Source organism: Haloarcula salina (assembly GCF_049603855.1).
GTDB classification, from domain to species: domain Archaea; phylum Halobacteriota; class Halobacteria; order Halobacteriales; family Haloarculaceae; genus Haloarcula; species Haloarcula salina_A.
Map to the genome: position 1 here is coordinate 2,164,831 of NZ_CP187146.1, position 20,324 is coordinate 2,185,154.

Annotated in this window: 17 protein-coding genes and 2 tRNA genes; 10 read left to right on the forward strand and 9 right to left on the reverse strand. The window is 65.4% G+C overall.

The features are described 5' to 3' along the window. Window positions 1-220: 220 nt before the first annotated feature. The 3 genes from ACOZ4I_RS11075 (at window position 221) to ACOZ4I_RS11085 (ending at window position 3,519) form a co-directional block, all read left to right on the forward strand. Window positions 221-997 (forward strand): glycosyltransferase, encoded by a 777-nt coding sequence (locus tag ACOZ4I_RS11075; RefSeq protein WP_423999484.1) that lies wholly within the window; start codon window positions 221-223, stop codon window positions 995-997. Window positions 998-1,085: 88 nt separating this feature from the next. Further along, window positions 1,086-1,454, forward strand: coding sequence for a GtrA family protein (locus ACOZ4I_RS11080; RefSeq protein ID WP_423999486.1), 369 nt, complete (start codon window positions 1,086-1,088; stop codon window positions 1,452-1,454). After that, the gene (locus tag ACOZ4I_RS11085; protein ID WP_423999488.1) at window positions 1,447-3,519 is read left to right on the forward strand and encodes an ArnT family glycosyltransferase; all 2,073 of its coding nucleotides are present in this window, start codon (window positions 1,447-1,449) and stop codon (window positions 3,517-3,519) included. Before ACOZ4I_RS11080 ends, ACOZ4I_RS11085 begins: the two co-directional genes overlap by 8 nt. Before the next feature lie 63 nt (window positions 3,520-3,582). Here the strand turns inward: ACOZ4I_RS11085 and ACOZ4I_RS11090 are convergent. After that, window positions 3,583-3,727, reverse strand: a tRNA-Met gene (locus ACOZ4I_RS11090). A 154-nt stretch (window positions 3,728-3,881) separates the two neighbouring features. Here ACOZ4I_RS11090 and ACOZ4I_RS11095 point away from each other — a divergent pair. Then, window positions 3,882-4,889: a DUF7115 domain-containing protein gene (locus ACOZ4I_RS11095; RefSeq protein ID WP_423999490.1), complete on the forward strand. Its 1,008-nt coding sequence runs from the start codon at window positions 3,882-3,884 to the stop codon at window positions 4,887-4,889. Window positions 4,890-5,113: 224 nt separating this feature from the next. Here the strand turns inward: ACOZ4I_RS11095 and ACOZ4I_RS11100 are convergent, their stop codons facing one another. After that, window positions 5,114-5,482: a DUF5830 family protein gene (locus tag ACOZ4I_RS11100; protein WP_423999492.1), complete on the reverse strand. Its 369-nt coding sequence runs from the start codon at window positions 5,480-5,482 to the stop codon at window positions 5,114-5,116. 74 nt (window positions 5,483-5,556) lie between these two features. Between ACOZ4I_RS11100 and ACOZ4I_RS11105 the strand changes: the two genes are divergently transcribed. Continuing rightward, window positions 5,557-6,219 (forward strand): TVP38/TMEM64 family protein, encoded by a 663-nt coding sequence (locus ACOZ4I_RS11105; protein WP_423999494.1) that lies wholly within the window; start codon window positions 5,557-5,559, stop codon window positions 6,217-6,219. Here ACOZ4I_RS11105 and ACOZ4I_RS11110 read toward each other — a convergent pair. Beyond that, complete coding sequence (locus ACOZ4I_RS11110) at window positions 6,194-8,734, reverse strand: PAS domain S-box protein (protein ID WP_423999496.1); 2,541 nt, start codon at window positions 8,732-8,734, stop codon at window positions 6,194-6,196. The two genes, ACOZ4I_RS11105 and ACOZ4I_RS11110, sit on opposite strands and share 26 nt — an antisense overlap. Window positions 8,735-8,812: 78 nt before the next feature. Further along, the gene (locus ACOZ4I_RS11115) at window positions 8,813-8,935 is read right to left on the reverse strand and encodes an HVO_2523 family zinc finger protein (RefSeq protein WP_423999498.1); all 123 of its coding nucleotides are present in this window, start codon (window positions 8,933-8,935) and stop codon (window positions 8,813-8,815) included. 105 nt (window positions 8,936-9,040) lie between these two features. Between ACOZ4I_RS11115 and ACOZ4I_RS11120 the strand changes: the two genes are divergently transcribed. Beyond that, window positions 9,041-10,561 (forward strand): molybdopterin-dependent oxidoreductase, encoded by a 1,521-nt coding sequence (locus tag ACOZ4I_RS11120; protein ID WP_423999500.1) that lies wholly within the window; start codon window positions 9,041-9,043, stop codon window positions 10,559-10,561. Window positions 10,562-10,603: 42 nt separating this feature from the next. Further along, window positions 10,604-10,894: a DUF7526 family protein gene (locus ACOZ4I_RS11125; RefSeq protein WP_423999502.1), complete on the forward strand. Its 291-nt coding sequence runs from the start codon at window positions 10,604-10,606 to the stop codon at window positions 10,892-10,894. A 92-nt stretch (window positions 10,895-10,986) separates the two neighbouring features. Here the strand turns inward: ACOZ4I_RS11125 and ACOZ4I_RS11130 are convergent, their stop codons facing one another. Further along, the gene (locus tag ACOZ4I_RS11130) at window positions 10,987-14,112 is read right to left on the reverse strand and encodes an adenosylcobalamin-dependent ribonucleoside-diphosphate reductase (protein WP_423999504.1); all 3,126 of its coding nucleotides are present in this window, start codon (window positions 14,110-14,112) and stop codon (window positions 10,987-10,989) included. A gap of 526 nt (window positions 14,113-14,638) precedes the next feature. Here ACOZ4I_RS11130 and ACOZ4I_RS11135 point away from each other — a divergent pair. After that, complete coding sequence (locus ACOZ4I_RS11135; protein ID WP_423999506.1) at window positions 14,639-14,827, forward strand: hypothetical protein; 189 nt, start codon at window positions 14,639-14,641, stop codon at window positions 14,825-14,827. Here ACOZ4I_RS11135 and trpG read toward each other — a convergent pair. From trpG to trpD, 4 genes are read right to left on the reverse strand one after another with little or no spacing between them, the layout of a single operon-like run. After that, entirely contained in the window at window positions 14,824-15,447 is a 624-nt protein-coding gene (trpG, locus tag ACOZ4I_RS11140; protein WP_423999508.1) for an anthranilate synthase component II, read from the reverse strand. The two genes, ACOZ4I_RS11135 and trpG, sit on opposite strands and share 4 nt — an antisense overlap. Beyond that, complete coding sequence (gene trpE / locus ACOZ4I_RS11145) at window positions 15,444-17,090, reverse strand: anthranilate synthase component I (protein ID WP_423999510.1); 1,647 nt, start codon at window positions 17,088-17,090, stop codon at window positions 15,444-15,446. The genes trpG and trpE overlap by 4 nt, the downstream gene beginning before the upstream one ends. Beyond that, complete coding sequence (locus tag ACOZ4I_RS11150; RefSeq protein ID WP_423999512.1) at window positions 17,087-17,731, reverse strand: phosphoribosylanthranilate isomerase; 645 nt, start codon at window positions 17,729-17,731, stop codon at window positions 17,087-17,089. The genes trpE and ACOZ4I_RS11150 overlap by 4 nt, the downstream gene beginning before the upstream one ends. Beyond that, window positions 17,728-18,723 (reverse strand): anthranilate phosphoribosyltransferase, encoded by a 996-nt coding sequence (gene trpD / locus ACOZ4I_RS11155; RefSeq protein WP_423999514.1) that lies wholly within the window; start codon window positions 18,721-18,723, stop codon window positions 17,728-17,730. Before trpD ends, ACOZ4I_RS11150 begins: the two co-directional genes overlap by 4 nt. Window positions 18,724-18,902: 179 nt before the next feature. Here trpD and ACOZ4I_RS11160 point away from each other — a divergent pair. Continuing rightward, window positions 18,903-18,977, forward strand: a tRNA-Val gene (locus ACOZ4I_RS11160). A 586-nt stretch (window positions 18,978-19,563) separates the two neighbouring features. Next, the gene (locus tag ACOZ4I_RS11165; protein ID WP_423999516.1) at window positions 19,564-20,307 is read left to right on the forward strand and encodes a class I SAM-dependent methyltransferase; all 744 of its coding nucleotides are present in this window, start codon (window positions 19,564-19,566) and stop codon (window positions 20,305-20,307) included. Window positions 20,308-20,324: the final 17 nt, after the last annotated feature.

The following is a 20,324-nucleotide window of genomic DNA, read 5'->3' on the forward strand; positions in this document are numbered from 1 at the left end:
TGGGCAGTATCGGCCCTGTTTACGTGAGGCGATTCTGAGACTGCTCAATTCACAAGGTTCCAGACCAGCGTTCTTGGCCCTCTTCTCTCTCCGACGGCCACATAGGCTCAGAAGATGATGCTGTCCTAATATTATTAAAATACCAATAGGAATGGGTTTTTGGAATTGTAAGTATATCTGATCATTTGAACGATGGGATCTCTATCATTGGGAGGGAACAATGGGCACTACTGACTCAGTGGGAATCGTCATCCCTGCGTACGACCCGGACATTCTCACGTTAGAGCAGTACGTCCAGTCGATCCGTGACGAACTCGGGCCACAGACAATCCGTGTCGAAATAGACACTCCTCGCCAAGCGCACGTCGACCAACTCGAGGAGACTGCCGATGTGGTGAACGTCGCTACTACCCGCCGCGGGAAAGGCGGAGCGATAATGGCCGGTTTTGATGCCGTCGATACTGATATCCTCGCCTTTGCGGACGCAGATGGATCAGTGCCGCCTGACTCGCTTCGGGATGTGGTGCGGCAGTGTCAAGCGGGGACAGCAGACGTCAGTATCGCCTCTCGACGGCATCCATCGTCTCACATTGTCGCCCATCAGACAGTCGTCCGGAAGTTACTCGGAGACGCCTTCGCGTTCGCAGCCCGAACAGTACTTCCGACGAACTGCCAGGATTATCAGTGCGGTGCGAAGGCCGTCCGGGCAGACGCGTGGTGTTCGATCGGTCACCACTGCTACGAACCCGGTTTCGCGTGGGATCTGGAGTTCGTCAGCGTCGCAGGCTCCCTCGGATACGAGATCGCCGAAGTCCCGGTCGACTGGGAAGACCATCCCGATTCGACAGTTGACCCGATCGCGACATCTCTGGAATTGGCGACCGCACTCGTCGATGTAAAACGCCGTACCGATGCAATTGCGACCAGTCCGAGACACCGGAACGCGACGCCCACCGACCACTCGAAGCTCATGAAAATCGGTAATGATGGCGATTAGCTCTCGGCTCGACTCCCTCCTCCATCGGGCTCGGATTGGTCGGTTCGCTTCCGTCGGCGTTGTCGGGGCAACGCTGGAGACAGCTGTCGTGGCAGTACTCGCTGGGGCACTTGGAATCGGTCCACTTCTGGCCAAGGCGGCCGGGGCGGAACTGTCTATCTCGACGATGTTCGTGATCAACGACCGCTGGACGTTTGCCAACGAGGGTGATTCCGATAAGGTGTCCACTATCAGACGGTGGCAGAAATCTCACTTTGTCCGAATCGTCGGCCTTGCCGCCGCTTTCGCAACGCTGTACGTCTTGACCAGCATCGTAGCAATCACACTCGTATTCGAAGGATTCGACATCTGGCCGGTCGTCGCAAACACGATTGGGATTGGGATCGGGATGACGATCAATTACGTTGCGGAGTGCCTGTTCACCTGGAACGTACTCGAAGGAGCCAGCGATGTCTAATCCCAGAGTCGAGGAAATCGTACAACGAACTGGTCTAACGCGTAAGTCGGGTGAAACGGTACGGCAATACCTCCGACGTATTGGAGACGAACACGGTATCGAAGACGAGAAGGTCGAGGAAATGATATCACGAGTGGCGAAGGTATTTGATCCTCAGGCCGAGTGGACACCGGCCGACGAGGAGGCCTTGACACAGTTTATCGACGCTATCGAAACGGAGCGAGTGGCTGACACTCCCAACTCGAAGTCAAGTGATACGAGAAGCCTGCCGCAGATAGCAAATACAGGAAGGACTGCAACCGATGACTCCCTCACGCAAAGGTCTGATTCGATCACTGAGGGGGCTAATCGAACCCAATGGTTCAACAGGGAACGTCTCCAGTGGCCAGATTCCGTCTGGTTGCGTGAGTATGAGCGTATAGAAATTATCGATTACGGGATTATTGCCGCGCTGATCGCTCTCGGGCTGTACGTGTTTGTTTACAATATTGGAGCGGAACCACTCACGCGATGGGACGAGAGTATTTACGCGAACGTTGCCCGGAACATGGTCACGAACGGTGATTGGCTCATCCCGCACCTGTACATCCATCCACAGAAACCCGGTATCCGGTACCAGCCGTTTCTCGAGAAACCTCCGTTGGTGTTCTGGCTTCAGGGCATTTCCATGTCGGTGTTCGGTGTCACGAGATTCGCAGCTCGGTTGCCGGTCGGTCTCTTCGGAGTACTCTCTGGGGTAGTAGTGTATCGGTTCGGTGCAGTGCTGAGAGATCGGTTGGCTGGGGTTGTCGCCACGACGATCCTGTTTACAACGCCGATTGTCGTCGTTAAGGGCCACGGTGGACGAACTGCTAGTACAGACGTTCCACTGCTGTTTTTCGGCACACTATTTCTGTACCTCACTTGGCGGGCACTCACTGAAGATCGTCCCTCACTACTCCCATACGTTGGAGTGGCCGCTGGGCTCGCCCTACTGACCAAAAGTTTCAACGCCGGAATCTTTGTAATCGCCAGTGCGCCGCTCGCCCTGTCTCGTATCAAGATGTTTCTCTCTCTCGAGGGCGCAAAGATGGTTGGACTGACGATCGCTGTCGTACTCCCGTGGCCGGTATACGCGTGGATCCAGCACGGGGACGACTTCCTCTACCAGATATTTCTGCAACAGGTCCTCCAGCGGGCCACCGGAGAATCTTTCGCCACCTCGTCAAGGACGCTCTTCGAATTTATGCGATATCCGTATTTTGCGGAGTTCCCGGCGTTCTTTGACCCGTGGACGTACCTGCTATTACCGGCAGCCGCTGGGACGGTTCTCTCCGGCAAGCGGTCCGACAGAACTTCCGGGCCACTCTTACTCATCTGGTGGGCGACGACAACGCTCGGGTTCTTTGCAGTCACCGGAAACCATAGCTGGTATATTATTTCGATGTTCGTCCCCTGCGCACTACTCATCGGTCTGGCCGTTAGTGACGCGGCCAGCGGCTCGGTCCTCTCAGGGGCTGGTCTCGGCATCGGACTGGTCACTCTCCTCGCAATGACTGGTGTGTCGGTGATAGGACTCATACTCAGTATCGGCCTTACCACTGTTGTCTGCTTTCCGTACTACGCCGACTCGGCTGACCCTGAACGAACCACTGGCAGTCGGCAAATCAAGCGCGTGACCGTTGCGTTGTTGGTCTCTGTGCTCCTGATTGCAACCGTTGTCGGCACTCCCCCGGCTGGAAATAGCCAGCCGCAGTTCACCGAGACGGAACAGCTCGGTCAAACGGCGAGCAAGGTGACCCCTCCCGACGCGACGATAGCCATCACCCCCGCCGTCGGAAAGGTGTGGAGGTTTACATTTTTCGCGGACCGACATTACGAGGGAGTCCCGCCAACCGAGCTAGCGGACCAGCCGGGAGGAACGTACGTTCTGGCACCGAACGAGACCCTCGAACGATCTGGCCGAAAATACACTGTACTCGACGCAACGACAGGAATGCGACTGGTGCGATTAGACGCTCGTTCGAAGCGACAACGTACGTACCGACATCCACGAGTCACTAGACATCGGGCGCTGACTGGCTAAATCGAACGGCGGCCGAAAACACGCTGTGAGCGAAACTATCGGGAAGTGTCGTTGAAACAGGAATGCCCGGGGAGGGCTCCGAACCCTCGATCTCCGCATGGCCCAGGTCCGGGGCGTGACGAGCGCCCCTGGGTCATGTCGGTGGAAGTGCCGCATGAGTCGAAAGACCCTATGAGTGCGGCGCTATGTCCAGCTAAGCCACCCGGGCGCGGGTGCATTCAGCCGTTGGCCGCTAGCCGTCTTGAAGGTTCTCATCTCCGGTGAGACTGGGTCGCCGTCTCACGGTGTGCGGTCGATTCGGCCGTGATAGCCGCTGATAATCGACCCGCGGATTTAAGCCACCACGCAGGTATGCAGGCAGTATGGAAATACCAGACCTCGTCCGGCAGGAACTCGGGGACGAGGAGGTCCGGTCCGGCGTCAACCTCGGTGACGAGGACGCGGCCTGTTTCACGCCGACGCGGACGCTCGTCTACCGCGGTGAGGGGCTGCTCAGCGACGAGAAGGTCGAGAGCTATCCCCACGACTTCGAACGGCTCACGGTCTCGGAGGGGAGACGAAAGACGAAGTTCACGCTCGTCTACACCAGCGAGAAGCGCGAGCTATCGGTCCCCGGCAGCCGCGGCGACGCCGTCCTCAAGCGTCTGCTCGAAGGGAAACTCACCGCCTCGGGCGGCATCGCCGACGACGAGACGCTCGCCGGCGTCTTCCGGTTCAGCGAACTGACGCTGGTCGTCACCGAGCGCCAGTTGCTCAAACACATCGGGAACGTCACCTGGGACGCCGACTACGAGGCGTTCTCCTTCGACGACGTCACCAGCCTGTCGTTCGAGGAGGGGAGCGTCGCCACTGCGATCGTCCTCTCGTTCAACGACCGCCCCGAGCGGATCAAAGCCCCCTCCGAGGAGGCTCCCGTCCTCCGCAAGACGCTGGAGGGAGCGCTGTTCTCGTACCACGAGGTCGACTCGCTCGGCGAACTCAACGCCGAAGTCGCCGTGGACGAGGCCGACGACGAGAGCGGGAACGGGACCGGTGACGGCCTCGGGCTGAACAGCGGCATCGACCCGCTGGTGAGCGACGACGCCGACGAATCCGGCGACGGTTCTGACCCGCAAACCGCGACGGCACAGCCCGACCGAGACGGGAGTGCCGGCACAGCCGCCGAGGCCAGCAGCCAGGGGGCCGAGTCACTCGGCGTCGCAGGCGACGCAGAGACCGACGCCGTCGAGACCGCATCGGACGGCGACATCGCCGACCTCGAAGCCCAGGTCGCGGAACTGACTGCCGCCGTCGAGCAACAGAACGAGCAGCTCCAGAAGCAAGAGCGGACGATCAAACAGCTCATCAAAGAGCTCCGACAGGGCCGCTAACCGAACGGCAGTCGCACTTTCTCGCCGTGGCGTAGCGCTCAGTGTTCCGTGACCGCGAGTGGCGACGTCTTCCGCGGACCGCGTGCTCGCGGTTCACTTCGTTCACCGCTCGCTATAACGAGGGCCGCTCCCTTCGGTCGCCCCGACCACGGGCCGCTTGCTCGCGGTTCACTTCGTTCGCCGCTCGCTATAACGAGGGCCGCTCCCTTCGGTCGCGCCCCTCGCTACTCCCTCCCCAACACCTTCCGAATACACGTCGAGCCGAACGGCCCGAGTTCGCCGCCCTCGAACTGGACGAAGTGGCCGGTTCCGATTGCGGAGCCGCAGCGCTGGCAGGTAAACTCGCCCTCGCGGACGACCACGTCGGTCTCGAACTCCACGTAGGTTCCCTGGGACCGCGGGCGGACCATGCCGTCCTCGCGCTCGACGATGCCGCGCATCACCGCGGTGTCGAGGATCTCCCGCTGGACCTGGGGGTTCGTGGTCACCGTCTCGATGCGGTCGAGGGCGTCGGCGACCGACAGCTCCCCGTGTTCGAGGTGGGCGAGCAGTTCGACGCCGAGTTCGACCGGGTCGCGTTCGCTCCCGGGCACGAACGCCGATTCGACCTCGCGAACATAAAAGATACCACAAAGCGTTTGTCGCTCGCTACCGCTCCGTAGCATAGATGGACCGCCTCGCGAAGCGACAACTGGTGAGCACGACCGCACTGGTGGTGGTCGTTGCGGCCGCGACGACGCTGCTGACCCCAGAGCGGGTCGTGGCCGAGACCACGCACCTGGCGGACCACCCCGTCTACCTCGCCGGCGTCATCGTGGGGCTGTACCTGGTCCGACCGTTCTTCGCGTGGCCGACGATGCCACTGTCGGCGTTCGTCGGGTTCGTACTCGGTGTCGGGTACGGCTTCCCGGTGGCGTTGATGGGCGCGCTCGTCACCTGTCTCATCCCCTACCGGTTCGCGCTGCGGGCCGGCGAGCAGGGCGGGATGTTCGGCTGGCTGGGCGACTCCGGCCGGCGTATCATCGAAGTGACCGGCGAGACGCGGGGCGTCCTCGCGGCGCGGCTCTCGCCTGTCCCCGCCGACCCCGTCTCCTACGGGGCCGGGTTCGCGCGCGTCTCGCCGCGGTCGTTCGCCGTCGGGACCTTCCTTGGCGAGATTCCGTGGGTCGCCGTCGAAGTGGCCGCCGGTGCGTCGCTGCGGTCGCTGACGCTCACGGGGCTCAGCGTCGACGCGCTCCCGCACGTCCTGTTGCTGTCGGCGGCGCTGGCCGTGCTGGTGCTCGCCGGCCCGGCCTACCGGCACGTCACCGATCGCCCCGGGCCGTCGTGAACGCGAAGCGCGCGCCGCCGGCCTCGCTCTCGGCCAGATCGACCGACCAGCCGTGGGCCTCCGCGATCTCCCGAACGATAGCGAGACCGAAACCGGTCCCACGCTCGCTGGTCGTGTAGCCGCGTTCGAACACCTGGCAGCGCTCCGACGGCGGAATGCCGACACCGTCGTCGGCGACGTAGAAGCCGTCGTCCGTCCGACCGACGGTGATGACGAGCGGATCGGGCGTCTCCCCGCCCGAACCACCGTGTTCGACAGCATTTCGAAAGAGGTTCTCGAACAGCTCTCGGAGGCGGGCCGGGTCGGCCTCGACGGTGACCGACCCCGATTTGCTCAGCGTCGCTTCGCCGGTGTCCACGTCGCCCCAGGCCTGCGACGCCGCGGCCGCGACGTCGACGGCGCTCGTCTCGCCAACCGTCGCTCCCTGTCTGGCAAGCGACAGCAGGTCGTCGATGAGTTCGCTCATCCGGTCGGTGGCGGAGGCCGCCGCGTCGAGGTGTGAGAGGTCACCAGTCTCGCGAGCCAGCGAGATCCGGCCGTCAGCAACGTTGAGGGGATTCCGGAGGTCGTGGCTGACGACGGACGCGAACTCGGCCAGCTGTCGCTCGCGGGCCTTCCGTTCGCTGATGTCCCGGATGACGCCCGCCGTCCCGGCGAACTCCCCCGCGGGCGCGGGCAGGAGCGCCATGTGAATCTCGACCGGTGTTGAGTCGCCCGCGTCGTCGACGAGTTCCGTCTCGAAGGTCACGTTCCGCCGATCAGCGTCGGACAGCATCTCCCGAATGAGTTCGTTGCCGCGGGCGATGTCCTCGTCGCTCATCACAGTCGAGATGTGCGCGCCGACGAGGGCGTCGGGCTCGTGGCCCGTCATGTCCTCGATCGCCTCGTTGACGTAGGTGAACACGCCCTCGTCGTCGAGCGTGTACACCGGGTCGCCGACGGCCTCGATGATCGTCTCGTAGCGCTCGAGTTCGCGCTCGCGCTCCTTTCGCTCGGTCGTCTCGCGCAACACGCCGACCGACCCGACGAACGCTCCGTCATCGTCGAACAGCGGGGCGACCTTGTCCTCGTTGATCCTGATCGTCCCGTCGGCGTCGACGGTCCGCATCTCGAAGGAACCCCACGTGCGCTCGTCGTCGCGGACGAGGTCGCGGATGAGGTCGGTCCCTCGTTGTACGTCTTCGTCGGGCATGAATCGGTTGGGGGGCGAGCCGACAATGTCGTCGCGGTCGTAGCCGAGGTGATCGGCCATCGCCTCGTTGGCCATGCGGATCGTGCTGTCGGGGTCGAGGACGTACATCGGGTCGCCGACGTTCTCGACCAGTGTCTCGTACTGCTTTCGCTTCTGCTCGCGGCGCTTTCGCTCCGTGATGTCTCGGCCGATGCCGGCCACGCCGATTGTCTCGCCGTTCCGGTCGTCGATCGCCGAGCCCCGGAACTCGTACAGCAGTTTGTCGCCGTCGGCCGTCACCAGCGGCACTTCCACGCTCCCGTGGCCGACCGCCAGGGTCCGCTCGATCGCGCGGCCGATCTCGTCGTGATGCGACTCCGCGACGAGGTCCCACACGTCGATCGAGGCCAGTTCCTCGTCGGTGTAGCCGGTCACCTCGTTGACGACGTCGTTCCACCGGATCAGCGAGCCGTCGGTCCCGACGAGGTAGAACGCGTCGTCGATGGCGTTGATGAGCTTCTCGGAAAACTCCCGCTCGGCCGTCAGTTCCCGCTCGCGTTCCTTCCGGGCGGTCACGTCGGTGATGAACCCCTCCAGGAGTTCGACGCCGTCGTCGGTCTCGTCGACGACTCGCCCGCGCTCCCACATCCACCGCGTCTCGCCGTCGGCCGTCTCGACCTGATAGGAGACCTCGAAGGGTTCGCCGGCCTTGATGCACGTCTGAACGGTCTGCCAGAGCCGGTCGGCGTCGGACTCGTCGATGAGGCCGCCCCAGGAGACCTCGCCGCGCTCGATGGCCTCGGAGCGGTACCCGACCAGTTCCGCTGCGCCGTCGCTGACGAACTCCATCGGCCAGTCGGCCTCGTTGCGCGCCCGGTAGACCATCCCCGGGAGGTTCGAGATGAGCGTCGACAGCATCCGTTCGGACTCTTCGAGCGCCGTCTTCGCCCGCCGCTCGCCGACGGCGCGCTCGATGCGGTTCGCCAGCACGGTGTACTGGTCCGTCCCGATCCCCTTCTGGAGGTACTCGGTGACGCCGGCGGAGATGGCGTCGCTCGCGATCTCCTCGTTTCCTTTCCCGGTGAAGAGGATGAACGGGAGGTCACCGTGGTCATCGCGGACGGCCCGCAGGAACTCGAGCCCGCCCATTCCCGGCATGTCGTGGTCGCTGACGACGCAGTCGAACGGCTCGGCCGACAGCCGTTCGAGGCCGTCGACAGCCCGCCGCTCGGTATAGACGGTGAGGTCCTCGTGGACCCGTTCGAGGTGAAGCGCCACGAGGTCGCCGAGATCGGGGTCGTCGTCGACGTGCAGGACGCGGATCTCACCACCGTGGCTACTCATTATCAGTCACGTCGTTGTTCCATCGTAATAAACCCGACAGCGAGTCCGCGGTCGACGTGTCCCGTCGACTCACTGCCTTCAGTAGAACGTGTCCGCGCAGTCGTAGACGACGCCGTGCTCCGGGCAGACGTACTTGCAGTGGCGGTGGTACATCGCCCGCTCGCACAGCGGACACGGGCGACCGCCGGTCTCCTCGGACATATCGGGAGCGACGGCGGCGCGTGGCTTCGCTCTTCCGGTGTTTCGGAACAGAGTGGGACCGAATTTGGAACAACGCCTTTTGACCGAGCGCGCTTCTGTTCGGACATGACCGACGAACTGCTCGACTCGCGCGGCGGTCGCCTCCTCGTCAGCGCCGCCGCAGCGGTCGCCGGACTGGCCGGCTCGTACGCCCTGACCGGCTACACCCCGGCGTTCGTCGTGTCGCCGGTCGAGCGCGCGCTCACGCGGACGATGCCCGGAATCGTCGTCTCGGCCGCCATCTCGACGCTCGGCAGCCTCGGCCAGCAGCTCAATCTCCTGCTCGCGGTCTGTCTCACCGGCCTGCTCGTCGGCCTGGCCGCGAGGGCCGCCATCCTCACCGGGCGGGCCGTGAACAGTCGGCTACTACCGGCCGCCGGGACCGCCGGCCTGACGTGGGGCGTCGCGGTCGTCCTCACGGGCGAGGTCGTCCTGGCCGCTGGGCCGGCCGTCGCCGCGGCCGCCGTCGTCGCGGTCGCACAGGCCCTCGATCACTTCGGCGGGCCGGTCGCGCCCGTCTCCTCGAAGCGGCGGCGGGCGCTCTCGACGACGGGCGTCGCCCTCGGCGCGGCGCTGGTCGGCTACGCGGCCGGCGAGCGACGATCGCCGCGGACCACCGGCGACGACGCGCCGTCGCTCCCGGACGGGAGCGCGGACGTGGCCGACATCCAGCGGAAACTCGCGATCGCACAGGACGCCTCGCTCGATCTCGCCGGCATGGACCCGCTGGTCAGCGAGCGCTTCTACGAGGTCGACATCAACTCCATCGACCCCGACCTGTCGGCCGACGACTGGTCGCTGTCGATCACCGGGGCCGTCGAGGAGGAGATCACCGTCGACTACGACGAGATACTGTCGATGCAGGCCGAGAACCGCTTCGAGACGTTGCGCTGCGTCGGGGAACAGCTCAACGGCCACAAGATGGACACGGCGCTGTGGACCGGCGTCCGCGTGGCCAGCCTGCTCGACGAGGCCGGCGTCCAGAGCGGCTGTGACTGCGTCATGCTCCGCGCCGACGACGACTACTTCGAGGAGTTCCCCATCGAGGCGCTCCGGCGGGGGACGCTCGCCTACGGCATGAACGGCAAAGTCCTCCCCCGCGGCCACGGCTACCCCGTCCGCGCGCTCGTGCCGGGCCACTGGGGCGAGATCAACGTCAAGTGGCTCACCGAGATCGAGGTGCTCGAGCGGGAGGCCGACGGCTACTGGGAGCAACGGGGCTGGCACGGGACCGGCCCGGTGACCCCCGTTGCGAAGCTCCACCACGAGTCGCTGCTCGACGACGGCCGCCGTCGTATCGGCGGTCACGCCTACGCCGGTCTGCGCGGCGTCGAGCGCGTCGAGGTCTCGACTGACGGCGGGGAGACGTGGAGCGACGCGACCCTCTCGGACCCGCTCCCGGCGGTCGACGGCGACGGCCGCGCCGAAGACGCCTGGCGGCAGTGGGAGTACACCTACGACCCGCCCGCGGGCGGCCACACCGTCGTCGTCCGGATGATCGACCGCGACGGGGTGGTCCAGCCCGAGGCCGAGGCCGACCCGTATCCGAACGGCCCGTCCGGGTGGGTGTCGAAGCGGTACGCATAACGAAGCGAGCGACACATACCGGTCCGGCCGCAAGCGACGGGTATGGGCGAGACCATCGCCGGCGAGGTCATCCACGTCGTCGGCCCTGAGGAACTCGACGACTACGACCTCGAACCGGACCTCGCGTCGCTCGCGGAGTCGCGCTACGTCGTCGTCTGCCGGAAGGGCGGGCGGCCGTCGCGGGTCGAGCGCGTGTGGGCCTTCCTCCGCCGCCGGCCCATCGAACCGGTGACGCTCGTCACGGACACAGCGGTCGAGGAAGGCGACGAGATCACGGCGACAGCAGAAGAGACGGCCGTCACCGGCGTCTACGACGTTACCGAACTCCGGTAGCCGACGCTCGGCGCGAGCGACGGAAAAAACGAACCGCGGGCGAAATGCGAACTCAGACTCCGTGTGTCACTGTCCCCAGTTAGTCGGCCGACTCAGCACTCGGACCAGCCACAGGACTCGCAGGTCTTACAGCCCTCCGAGTAGTACAGCGAGAGCGAGCTACACTCCGGGCACTCGGGGCTCTCGCCGGCGTCGATGATGTCCTGCTGATCGCCGGATGCGGCGTCGCTCTGTGCGGTCTTCGCCTGCGGGCCGCCATCAGTCTGAGTCGCGGCGTCGGTCTCCGAGACCTCGCCGTCCTCGTCTTCCGCGGTCTCTTCGAGCGTGACCTGCTGCGGGTAGGCCTTGTCGACCTCGCCGTCGAGGTAGCGCCGCAGGGCCGTGCCGATGGCGTCCGGGATGGACTGGATCTGCTCGCCCTTGTCCCAGGCGACCTTCGGCGACCGGATGCCCTGCAGTTCGTCGGCGATCTCCTCGGGGTCGACGCCCGAGCGCAGCGCCGTCGAGATGGTCTTGGCCAGCGCCTCGGTGAACGAGGCCGTGAAGCCGCCGGAGTTGCCGATGTTGGCGAACAGTTCGAACGGCCGGTCGGCCTCGGGATCCTCGTTGATGTTGACGTAGAGCTTCCCGTAGCCGGTGTCGATGCGCTGGGTGACGCCGTGGAGCACGTCCGGCCGGGACTGCTTCTTGGCGAACTCGGCGTCCGCGTCGCCGTCGGCGACGCTCAGGATCTCCGCGACGGAGTCGTCGATGGCGGCCTGCACGGCCTCGTCTTCGAGGAAGCCCTCGATGCCGCCGAAGACCTCCTCGATCTGAGCGACGACCTCCTCGGCGTCCATGTCGGCGAACTCCGTGTTCTGGGCGCGCGTGGTCAGCACCTGCTTGCTGCGGGTGCCGTCGCGGTAGTAGGTGACGCCCTTGCCGCCGTGGTCGTAGATGTACTCGAACACCGCGGCGGCGTCCTCGATGGTGGAGTCGTTCGGGGCGTTGACCGTCTTGGAGATGGCGGAGTCGACGCCCTCCTGACAGGCGACCTGGATGCCGGCGTGCTGGCGGGCCGAGAGGTCACCCGTGGTGACGAACAGTTCGCCGATGGCGTCCGGGACCGTCGTGAGCCCGTCGACGCCGTCGAACTCGTTGTTCGCCATCTGCTCCTGGGCCTCCTCCTTGACCGCCTCGACGTCGATGTCGTTGTCCTCCAGCGCACGGAGGAAGTAGTCGTCGAACTCGACGAGCATCTCGTCGCCCTGGACGTCGTCGGAGACGTTCTTGTAGTAGGCGACGTTGTAGATGGGCTCACACCCGCCGGTGGTGTTGCCGATCATCGAGGTCGTGCCGGTCGGCGCGATGGTCGTCGTGTTGTGGTTGCGGATCGGGTAGCCGTCTTCCCAGTCGTCGGCGTCCTCGCCGGTCTGCTTCTCGAACCACTCGCGGTACTCGGTCGGGTTCGCGTACTTGGAGTTGTCCCACTCCTCGAAGACGCCGCGGTCTTCGGCGAGTTCGTGGCTGGTCGCCTTCGAGCCGTGGTTGATGTGACGCATCGTCTGGCGCGCGATCTCGTTGGCCTCGTCGGTGCCGTAGGCGACGCCGAGCTGGATGTACAGCTGCGCCAGCCCCATGATGCCGAGGCCGATCTTGCGCATCTCCCGGACCTTCTGCTCGATTTTCTCGACCGGGAAGTCGGACATCGTGACGACGTTCTCGAGGAAGCGCGTGCCGAGTTCGATGCGGCGGTCGAACTCTTCCCAGTCCATGGCGTCTTCGAGGAACGCCTCGATTGCCGCCTCGGTCGAGTCGTACTCGTCGCCGTGCTCGGCGGACCAGACGCGCCAGTCCGGCGCGTCCTCGGCGGCCAGCGTCGAGAGGTTGATGTGACCGAGGTTACAGGCCTCGTACTCCTCTAAGGGCTGTTCGCCACAGGGGTTCGTCGCGAGGATCTGGTGCTCGGGGTGTTCCTCCACGTCGAAGGAGTGCTGCTTGTTGACGCGTTCGAGGTAGATGACGCCCGGTTCGCCGTTCTCGTGGGCGCCCTGCACGATGCGCTCCCAGAGTTTCTCGGCGGGGATGGAGAGCACTTCGCCGGCCTCGACGTACTCGCCGAGGTCGAACATCTCGTACAGTTCCTCGGTCTGTTCCGTCGCGACGTGGGGTTCCTCGGTGCGCGGGTTCGTGAACGTGAACTCCTCGCCGTTCTGGAGCGCGTCCATGAAGTCGTCGGTGATGCCGACGGAGATGTTGAAATTCGAGAGGTGGCCCTCGACGGCGTTGCGGAGGTGCTTGGGGACCTTGCCGTCCTCGTCGATGAGCTCACGGGCCTCTTCCAGGGCCTCGGCGAAGGAGTTGTGCGTGAAGTCGTCGGGGTCGTTCAGACGGAGCGTCTCGGCCAGCGAGACGTCCTTGTTCTTGGCGTGAATGAACTGGATGACGTCGGGGTGGGAGACGCGCATGACGCCCATCTGCGCGCCGCGGCGGGCCCCGCCCTGCGCGATGGTCTCGCACATCTGGTCGTAGGTCCGCATGAACGTGATCGGCCCGGAGGCGATGCCGCCGGTGGAGCCGACGGGGTCGCCGTACGGGCGAAGCTTCCAGAACGCGTAGCCCATCCCGCCGCCGGACTGGAAGACCTGCGCGGCCTCTTTGGCGGTCTGGTGGATGTCGTCGATGTCGTCGCCGGGCGAGTCGACGAAACAGGCAGAGAGCTGCTGGAGTTCGTCGCCGGCGTTCATCAGCGTCGGCGAGTTCGGCATGAACGAAAGCTGTTCCATCTGGTCCTGGAACGCGTCGGCGACGGACTCGACGTGGTCGCGAACGTCGTCGGGGAGCTCCGGGACGACGGTGTCGTAGGCGAACTTGTTGACGTTGTAGACGGAGAGCTCGGTCTCGGCGTCGTCGTCCACGGCCGTCCCTTTCCCGAACACCTCGTCGGCGAGTTCGTCTCGCCGCGGGTGGTCGGGCTTCAGCTGGTCGGGCGTGACGGTCACGTCGACGCCGCGCTTGTTCGCCTCGAAGACGGCCTCGGCGAGCGCGATGTTCTTCGCGACCCGCTCGAAGAGGTCCTCGGGTTCCTCGACGAGGTCGCCGTTGGCGTCCTTCCGGAGATAGCGCGCCGGGAGGATGTTGTGGTAGGCGTTGCCTGTGAGGCGTTCTTCGAGGGTGTCCCCGTCGGTCCGTTTGATCGGAAGCGTGATCTCGTCGGCGGAGAGGTCGCTGTTACTCATCGCCCGCTCCTCCGCCCGGCAGCGGCCCGCTGCCGGTCGATACCCCGTTCAGTAGCTACCCGTGTTCCGGTCATTTCTGGCGGCAGATACGTATTCATCGATGGCGTTTAATCCTTCCTTCTTGACTGCGAGTTCGGCGCGACCGCACTCGCGAGACGGCGTCGCAACTACGGTGTTCGTCAGTCTGTCCGAGCGACGTGGGAGACGATAGTCGCGTACATCGGAATAGATGCGTCGGACTCTTCTTAATAGTGTGTAGACCGGGGTGAAAGTGAAATCGACCTCCGTGGAACCACCAGACGTGAGCGACATATCCAGTCGAAACAGCAGGGGGTTTCGACGCGAGATAGCCGCCGACTAACGGCTGGTAGGAACCGAATATGAGCGCGTCAGACGCACCGCCGTCCTGCGGTTTCTCGGAATAGGGGTCCGGCCCGCGCACCGTCGAAAACGACGGCGTCGACAGCCCCGCCACCGTGCCCTGCCAGCCACGAAGTATTTCCCCCCGGCCGACGTTGTCCCCCGTATGCTCTGGCTCCTGCAACTCGGTGGGGTCCCCTCACTGCCCGCGCTGCTGGCCGGTCTCCTGGTCGTCGCGCTCGTCCTGCTGGTCGGCCGGTTCGTCATGAAAATGGCGTGGCGAATCGTCGTCCTCGCCATCGTCGCCGTCGCCGTCCTCTGGCTGCTCGGAATGCTGGGCTTCCAGATTATCTAGAGCCCGGCGAGGAAGTTCCGGATCACGTCGTGGCCGACCGCGGTCAGGACTGACTCCGGGTGAAACTGGACGGCCTCGATGGGGTGCTCGCGGTGACGCACGCCCATGACCAGTTCCGTGCCGTCCTCGGTCTCCGTGGTCGCGCTGACGACGAACTCCTCGGGCACGTCCTCGGCGATCAGCGAGTGATAGCGCCCGCCCTGAAAGCCCTGTTCGAGGCCGCGGAAGACGCCCTCGCCGTCGTGGTCGATGGGGAAGGCCTTGCCGTGGATGGGTTCCGGCGCGCGACCGATGGTGCCGCCGTAGGCGTACACCGCCGATTCGAGGCCGAGACAGACCCCGAGCGTCGGCACGTCGGGGCTGACCTCGCGGAGCACGTCGAGCGTGACACCGACGTCGCGCTCGTTCTTCGGGTGGCCCGGACCGGGCGAGAGGACGATGGCGTCGGGGTCGAACGCCCGCACGTCGTCGAGCAACGCCGTGTTTCGGACGACTTCGGTCTCGGCGTGCTCGGAGACGTACTCCACGAGATTGTACGTGAAGGAGTCGAAGTTGTCGACGAACAGGACCCGCAGGTCGTCCCTGACCGCGTCCTCGCCGGCCGGCCGCGAGGCGCTCATCTGGGTACCTCCCCGGCGGCGTCCTCGCCGGCGGTCGCATCGGCTTCGTCGCTGTCGGTTCCCTCGGCCCCGTCGGTCGACGGGGGGTCCTCGATCTGCTCCAGAGCAGTCAGCACGCCGTCCATCTTCTGTTCGGTCTCGACGTACTCGCTCTCGGGATCGGAGTCGGCGACGATGCCCGCGCCGGCCTGGACCGTGATGCGGTCAGACTCGTCGGCGTCCTCGATGGTGGCGGAGCGGATGACGATGGCGAAGTCGGCGTCGCCGCCCCAGTCGAAGTAGCCGACGCCGCCGCCGTAGGGACCGCGGGGAGAGCGTTCGAGCTCGTCGATGATCTCCATGGCGCGAATCTTCGGCGCGCCCGAGAGCGTCCCCGCGGGGAACGTCGCGCGGGCGGCGTCGAAGGCGTCCTTTTCGGGCGAGAGTCGGCCCGTGACCGTCGACTCGATGTGCTGGACGTGGCTGTACTTGAGGACGTTCATGAACTCCTGGACGCGGACGCTGCCCGCCTCGGCGACGCGGCGCACGTCGTTGCGGGCCAGGTCCACGAGCATCGTGTGCTCGGCGCGCTCCTTCCCGTCGGCGAGCATCTCGCCGGCGAGGCGGCGGTCCTCGACGGGAGAGTTCCCCCGGGGGCACGTCCCCGCGATGGGGTTCGAGACGACGTGGTCGCCGGCGACGGAGACCAGCGTCTCGGGACTCGCGCCGACGATTGTCAGGTCGTCGTAGCCCAGCAGGTACATGTACGGCGATGGGTTCACCTCCCGGAGCGCCTCGTAGAAGCCCAGCGGGTCGACCTCGCCGTACAGTTCGCGGGTCCGTGAGATGACGCCCTGGTAGATGTCGCCCGAGAGGACGTACTCCTTGGCCCGCTCGACGGCGTCTTCGTACTCGTCCTGCGGGCCGGCCGACTCGCGCTCGCGGCGGAAGCCGCCGGTCGAGAGCGGGTCGAGGTCCGAGAGGACGGCCTCGACGCGCTCGGCCTCGGCGACCAGTTCGTCGTAGCGCTCGCCGGCGTCCTCGTCCTGTCTGACGACGGGCGTGAACACCAGCGAGACGGTCTCCTCGACGTGGTCGAACCGGACCGTCGACGTGGTCAGGACGAACTGGGCGTCGGGGAACCGCGAGTCCGGGCGGTCGAGGCCCACCTCGTCGAGCCAGAGGTCGTAGACGGCGTCGTACGAGAGGAAGCCGACGAGACCGCCTTCGAGGTGCTGGCGGTCCATCTCCGGGAAGTTCCGGAGGGTCACGTCCGGCATCGCGGCGCGGAGGTCGTCGACCACGTCGCCGCCGTCGGTCGTCACGAGGTCGGCGTAGCGCTCGTCGAGTGCCTGCACCTCGCTGTCGTCGCCGGTGACGGTGACGACCGCCCGCGGGTCGTAGCCGACGAACGAGAAGCGGGCGTGGCGGTCGTCGGTCTCCGGCGCGAACGCGCCGTCCGGGTCGCTGGAGGCGACCTTCTCGGCGCTCTCGAGCAGGAACGTGTAGTCACTCCCGCCGACGTCGTCTGAGCGGCCGCTGAGTGCCGCATACGCTGCGAGCGGTTCCACGTCCGCGTCGAGTTCGGCAGCCGTCCGCACGACGACGGGCCGGTCGGCCTCGGCTTGTTCGACGAACGCCTCGCGGGAGACGTCGAGGCTCACGCCGACCCCTCCGCGGCCCCGGTCGCGTTGCGGACGAACCGCTCCACGGCGTCGTGGTCCTTCCGGCCGCCCTCGGACTCGACGCCGCTGGCCACGTCGACGGCGAACGGGCCGACCGTCTCGACGGCCTCGGCGACGTTCTCGGGCGTCAGTCCACCGGCGAGGACGACGGGCACGTCGAGCGAGTCGACGACCTCGCGCGTGCGCTCCCAGTCGTGGGTCTCGCCCGTGCCGCCGCCGCCATCGGCGTCGACGGAGTCCACCAGCAGGGCGTCGGCGTGGGCCGCGTAGTCCTCGATATCAGGTGCGTTGGCCGCGACGACGGCGACGATGGACTGGGTGATCCGACTGTCCAGCGCGCCCAGTTCCGCCGGCGAGAGCCCGTCGTGGACCTGCACCGCGTCCGGCTCGACCGCGTCGACGCGCGTGACGGCCTCCTGGACCGTCGTCGGCATCGTCACGAGGACACCGGTCACGAGCGGCGGGACGCCGTCGATCAGGGTCGCCGCCGTCGCCTCGTCGACCTCGCGGGGCGTGTCGACGGGGACGCCGTGGATGACGCCGACGGCGTCGGCCCCGGCCGCGACGACGGCGTCGCGGTCCTCTCCTCCGGTGACGCCGCAGATCTTCACGCGCGTCATGCCCCGACCAGATCTTCGAGCTTCGCCGCGGCGTCGCCTGACTCGATCGCCGCTCGCGCCAGCTCGACGCCCTCCTCGTGGGTGTCGGCGACGCCGGCGACGTAGATGGCCGCGCCGGCGTTCGCGAGGATGATATCTCGCTTCGCCCCGGTGATTTCGCCGGAGACGATGCCGCGGAGGTCGGCCGCGTTCTCCGCGGGCTCGCCGCCCGCGATGTCCTCGATGTCGTGGGTCTCCAGGCCGATGTCCTCCGGCGTGATGGTGTACTCCGCGATGCGGTCGCCAGTGACCTCTGCGACGGCCGTCTCGCCGTGGATGGCGATCTCGTCGAGGCCGTCACCGTGGACGACGAGCGCGCGCTCCACGTCCAGGCGGGCCAGCGCCTCGGCCATGATCGGAACGAGGTCGGGGTCGTAGACGCCGAGGACCTGCGCGTCCGCGTCGGCGGGGTTGGTCAGCGGCCCGAGGATGTTGAAGACGGTCCGCATACCGAGTTCCTGGCGCGGGCCGATGACGGCCTTCATCGCCGGGTGGAACACGGGCGCGAGCATGAAGCCGATGCCCTCGCGCTCGATTGTCTCCTCGACGTCCTCCGGTTCGGCCTCGATGTCGACGCCGACCTCTTCGAGCACGTCTGCGCTCCCCGACGGCGACGACACCGAGTAGTTCCCGTGTTTCGCGATCGGCACGCCCGCACCGGCCGCGACGATGGCGCTCGTCGTCGAGACGTTGATCGTGTCGTAGTCGTCGCCGCCGGTCCCGCAGGTGTCGACCAGCCCCTCTCGGTCCGGCCGGATGGTCCGCGCGGCGTCGCGCATCCCTTCCGCGAAGCCGGCGATCTCCGCCTCGGTCTCGCCTTTCGCCCGCAGCGCCGTCAGCAACGCGCCGATCTGGGCCTCGGTCGCGTCCTCGAAGACGGTGGTCGCGACGCGGCGCGCTTCTTCCTGTGTCAGGTCCTCTCCGTCGGTGACGCGTTCGATGTACTCCTTCATTGTATCCACCAATGGACTCTTTCGTGTTGTGATGCACAAATCCGTACATCGACTTAAGCCTATCGGGGCCGACACGACTCCTGCCCGGGTGTGCGGGTAATCAACAGACGCCGTGGCGATACCGAATTCGAAACCTTCAATTATACCCCCGGGATACAATGAGGTGTACCTCGCAGTGAGGGTTCGTGGTCTAGGTCGGTTATGACACCTCCTTGACATGGAGGAGGCCGGCGGTTCAAATCCGCCCGAACCCACTTATTCTGTCGCGAGCAACCCGCGAGCGACGAAATCGTCAGTGAGGGCGATTTGAACCCTGGAAGACGAGCGTAGCGAGTCACGGTCGTCGTTTGGGATGCCAAGGATTTGAACCCTGAGAGTTGCAGCGCCGAGCAAAACGAGTCTTCCTTCGGTTCACAATCCGCCCGAACCCACTTATTCTGTCGCGAGCAACCCCCGAGTGACGAATGTGTTCGTAACGTGGAGTTGAACCTTGGATACGAGCGAAGCGGAACGACCCTGGTTCACGATCCGTCCGAGTTACTTTTCTGTCACGAACGATCTGTGATCCAGAGATGGGGTGCCACTACTCTGTCGCGGTGGCTCGGTAATGGAGCAGATACGGGGTAGTGACGGGCTGTCGACGGCCTCAGCGTCGAGTTCGGCGCGGACGCGATTGCGTTGGCTTAATGGTGGATTTCGCGGTTACGGGCCATTTATCGTCCATCCTTCCCGCGGAGTTTATCACCTGCCTATGCAGATAAGTGACGGATAGTGATAGGGGCTCCCGATAGAGTAGCGTACCAAGCAGCCTGCAGTTGGCGGCTCTCGCTACCCCACGTCATGACATCGACTGTCTTCAAACAGCTATATCGGTCGGCGCTCGCTGATTCCGAGCGACTGGACGAGGACTCAGTGCTCCTCGACATCGGCGCGAAGGACGGCAAGATAGCGTCGGCGCTCGCTGACTCGATCGGTTGTCGGGCGATCGTGCTGGATATCGACTTCACGGAGGAGGCGAGAAGCTGCGACTGCGATCTCGTCAGAGGGGACGGAACGCAGATACCGCTCCCGGACGACAGCGTCGACGCCATCGTCTCGAACATGGTGTTCGAGCACGTCCCCGACGAGGAGGCACTCATCGCGGACACCGCGCGCGTGCTCTCCGACGACGGCGTGTTCATCTCGATCTGTCCGAACCGCGCCTGGCCGGGGGACGGACACGGCTACCCGCTCGGGATGCCGTGGTTACCGGAAGCCATCGGCGATCGGGTGGCGAGGCCGTACGACCAGAAGTACGATCGCGGGGACGACTGGTACAGGGAGGCGTACCACCCGGTGTGGTCGATCACCGTCCGCAGGGAGCTGACCAAGTACTTCGAGACGGTCGAGTACCGATCCGGCGACCTCCTGGACCTCGACCTCGACGCATCGAACGGGAAACAGCGGTTACTGGAGACGTTCGCGGAACCGCTCGAGTTGGCGTTCTCCTCGCGGCTCGGGCGGCGACTCGTCGAGGCCGTGTTTCCGACGCCGGTGTACGTCTCGAAACACCCCAAGCGTGTCAGGCGGCGACCCAACGGATGAGCCACCGCCTCACGTCA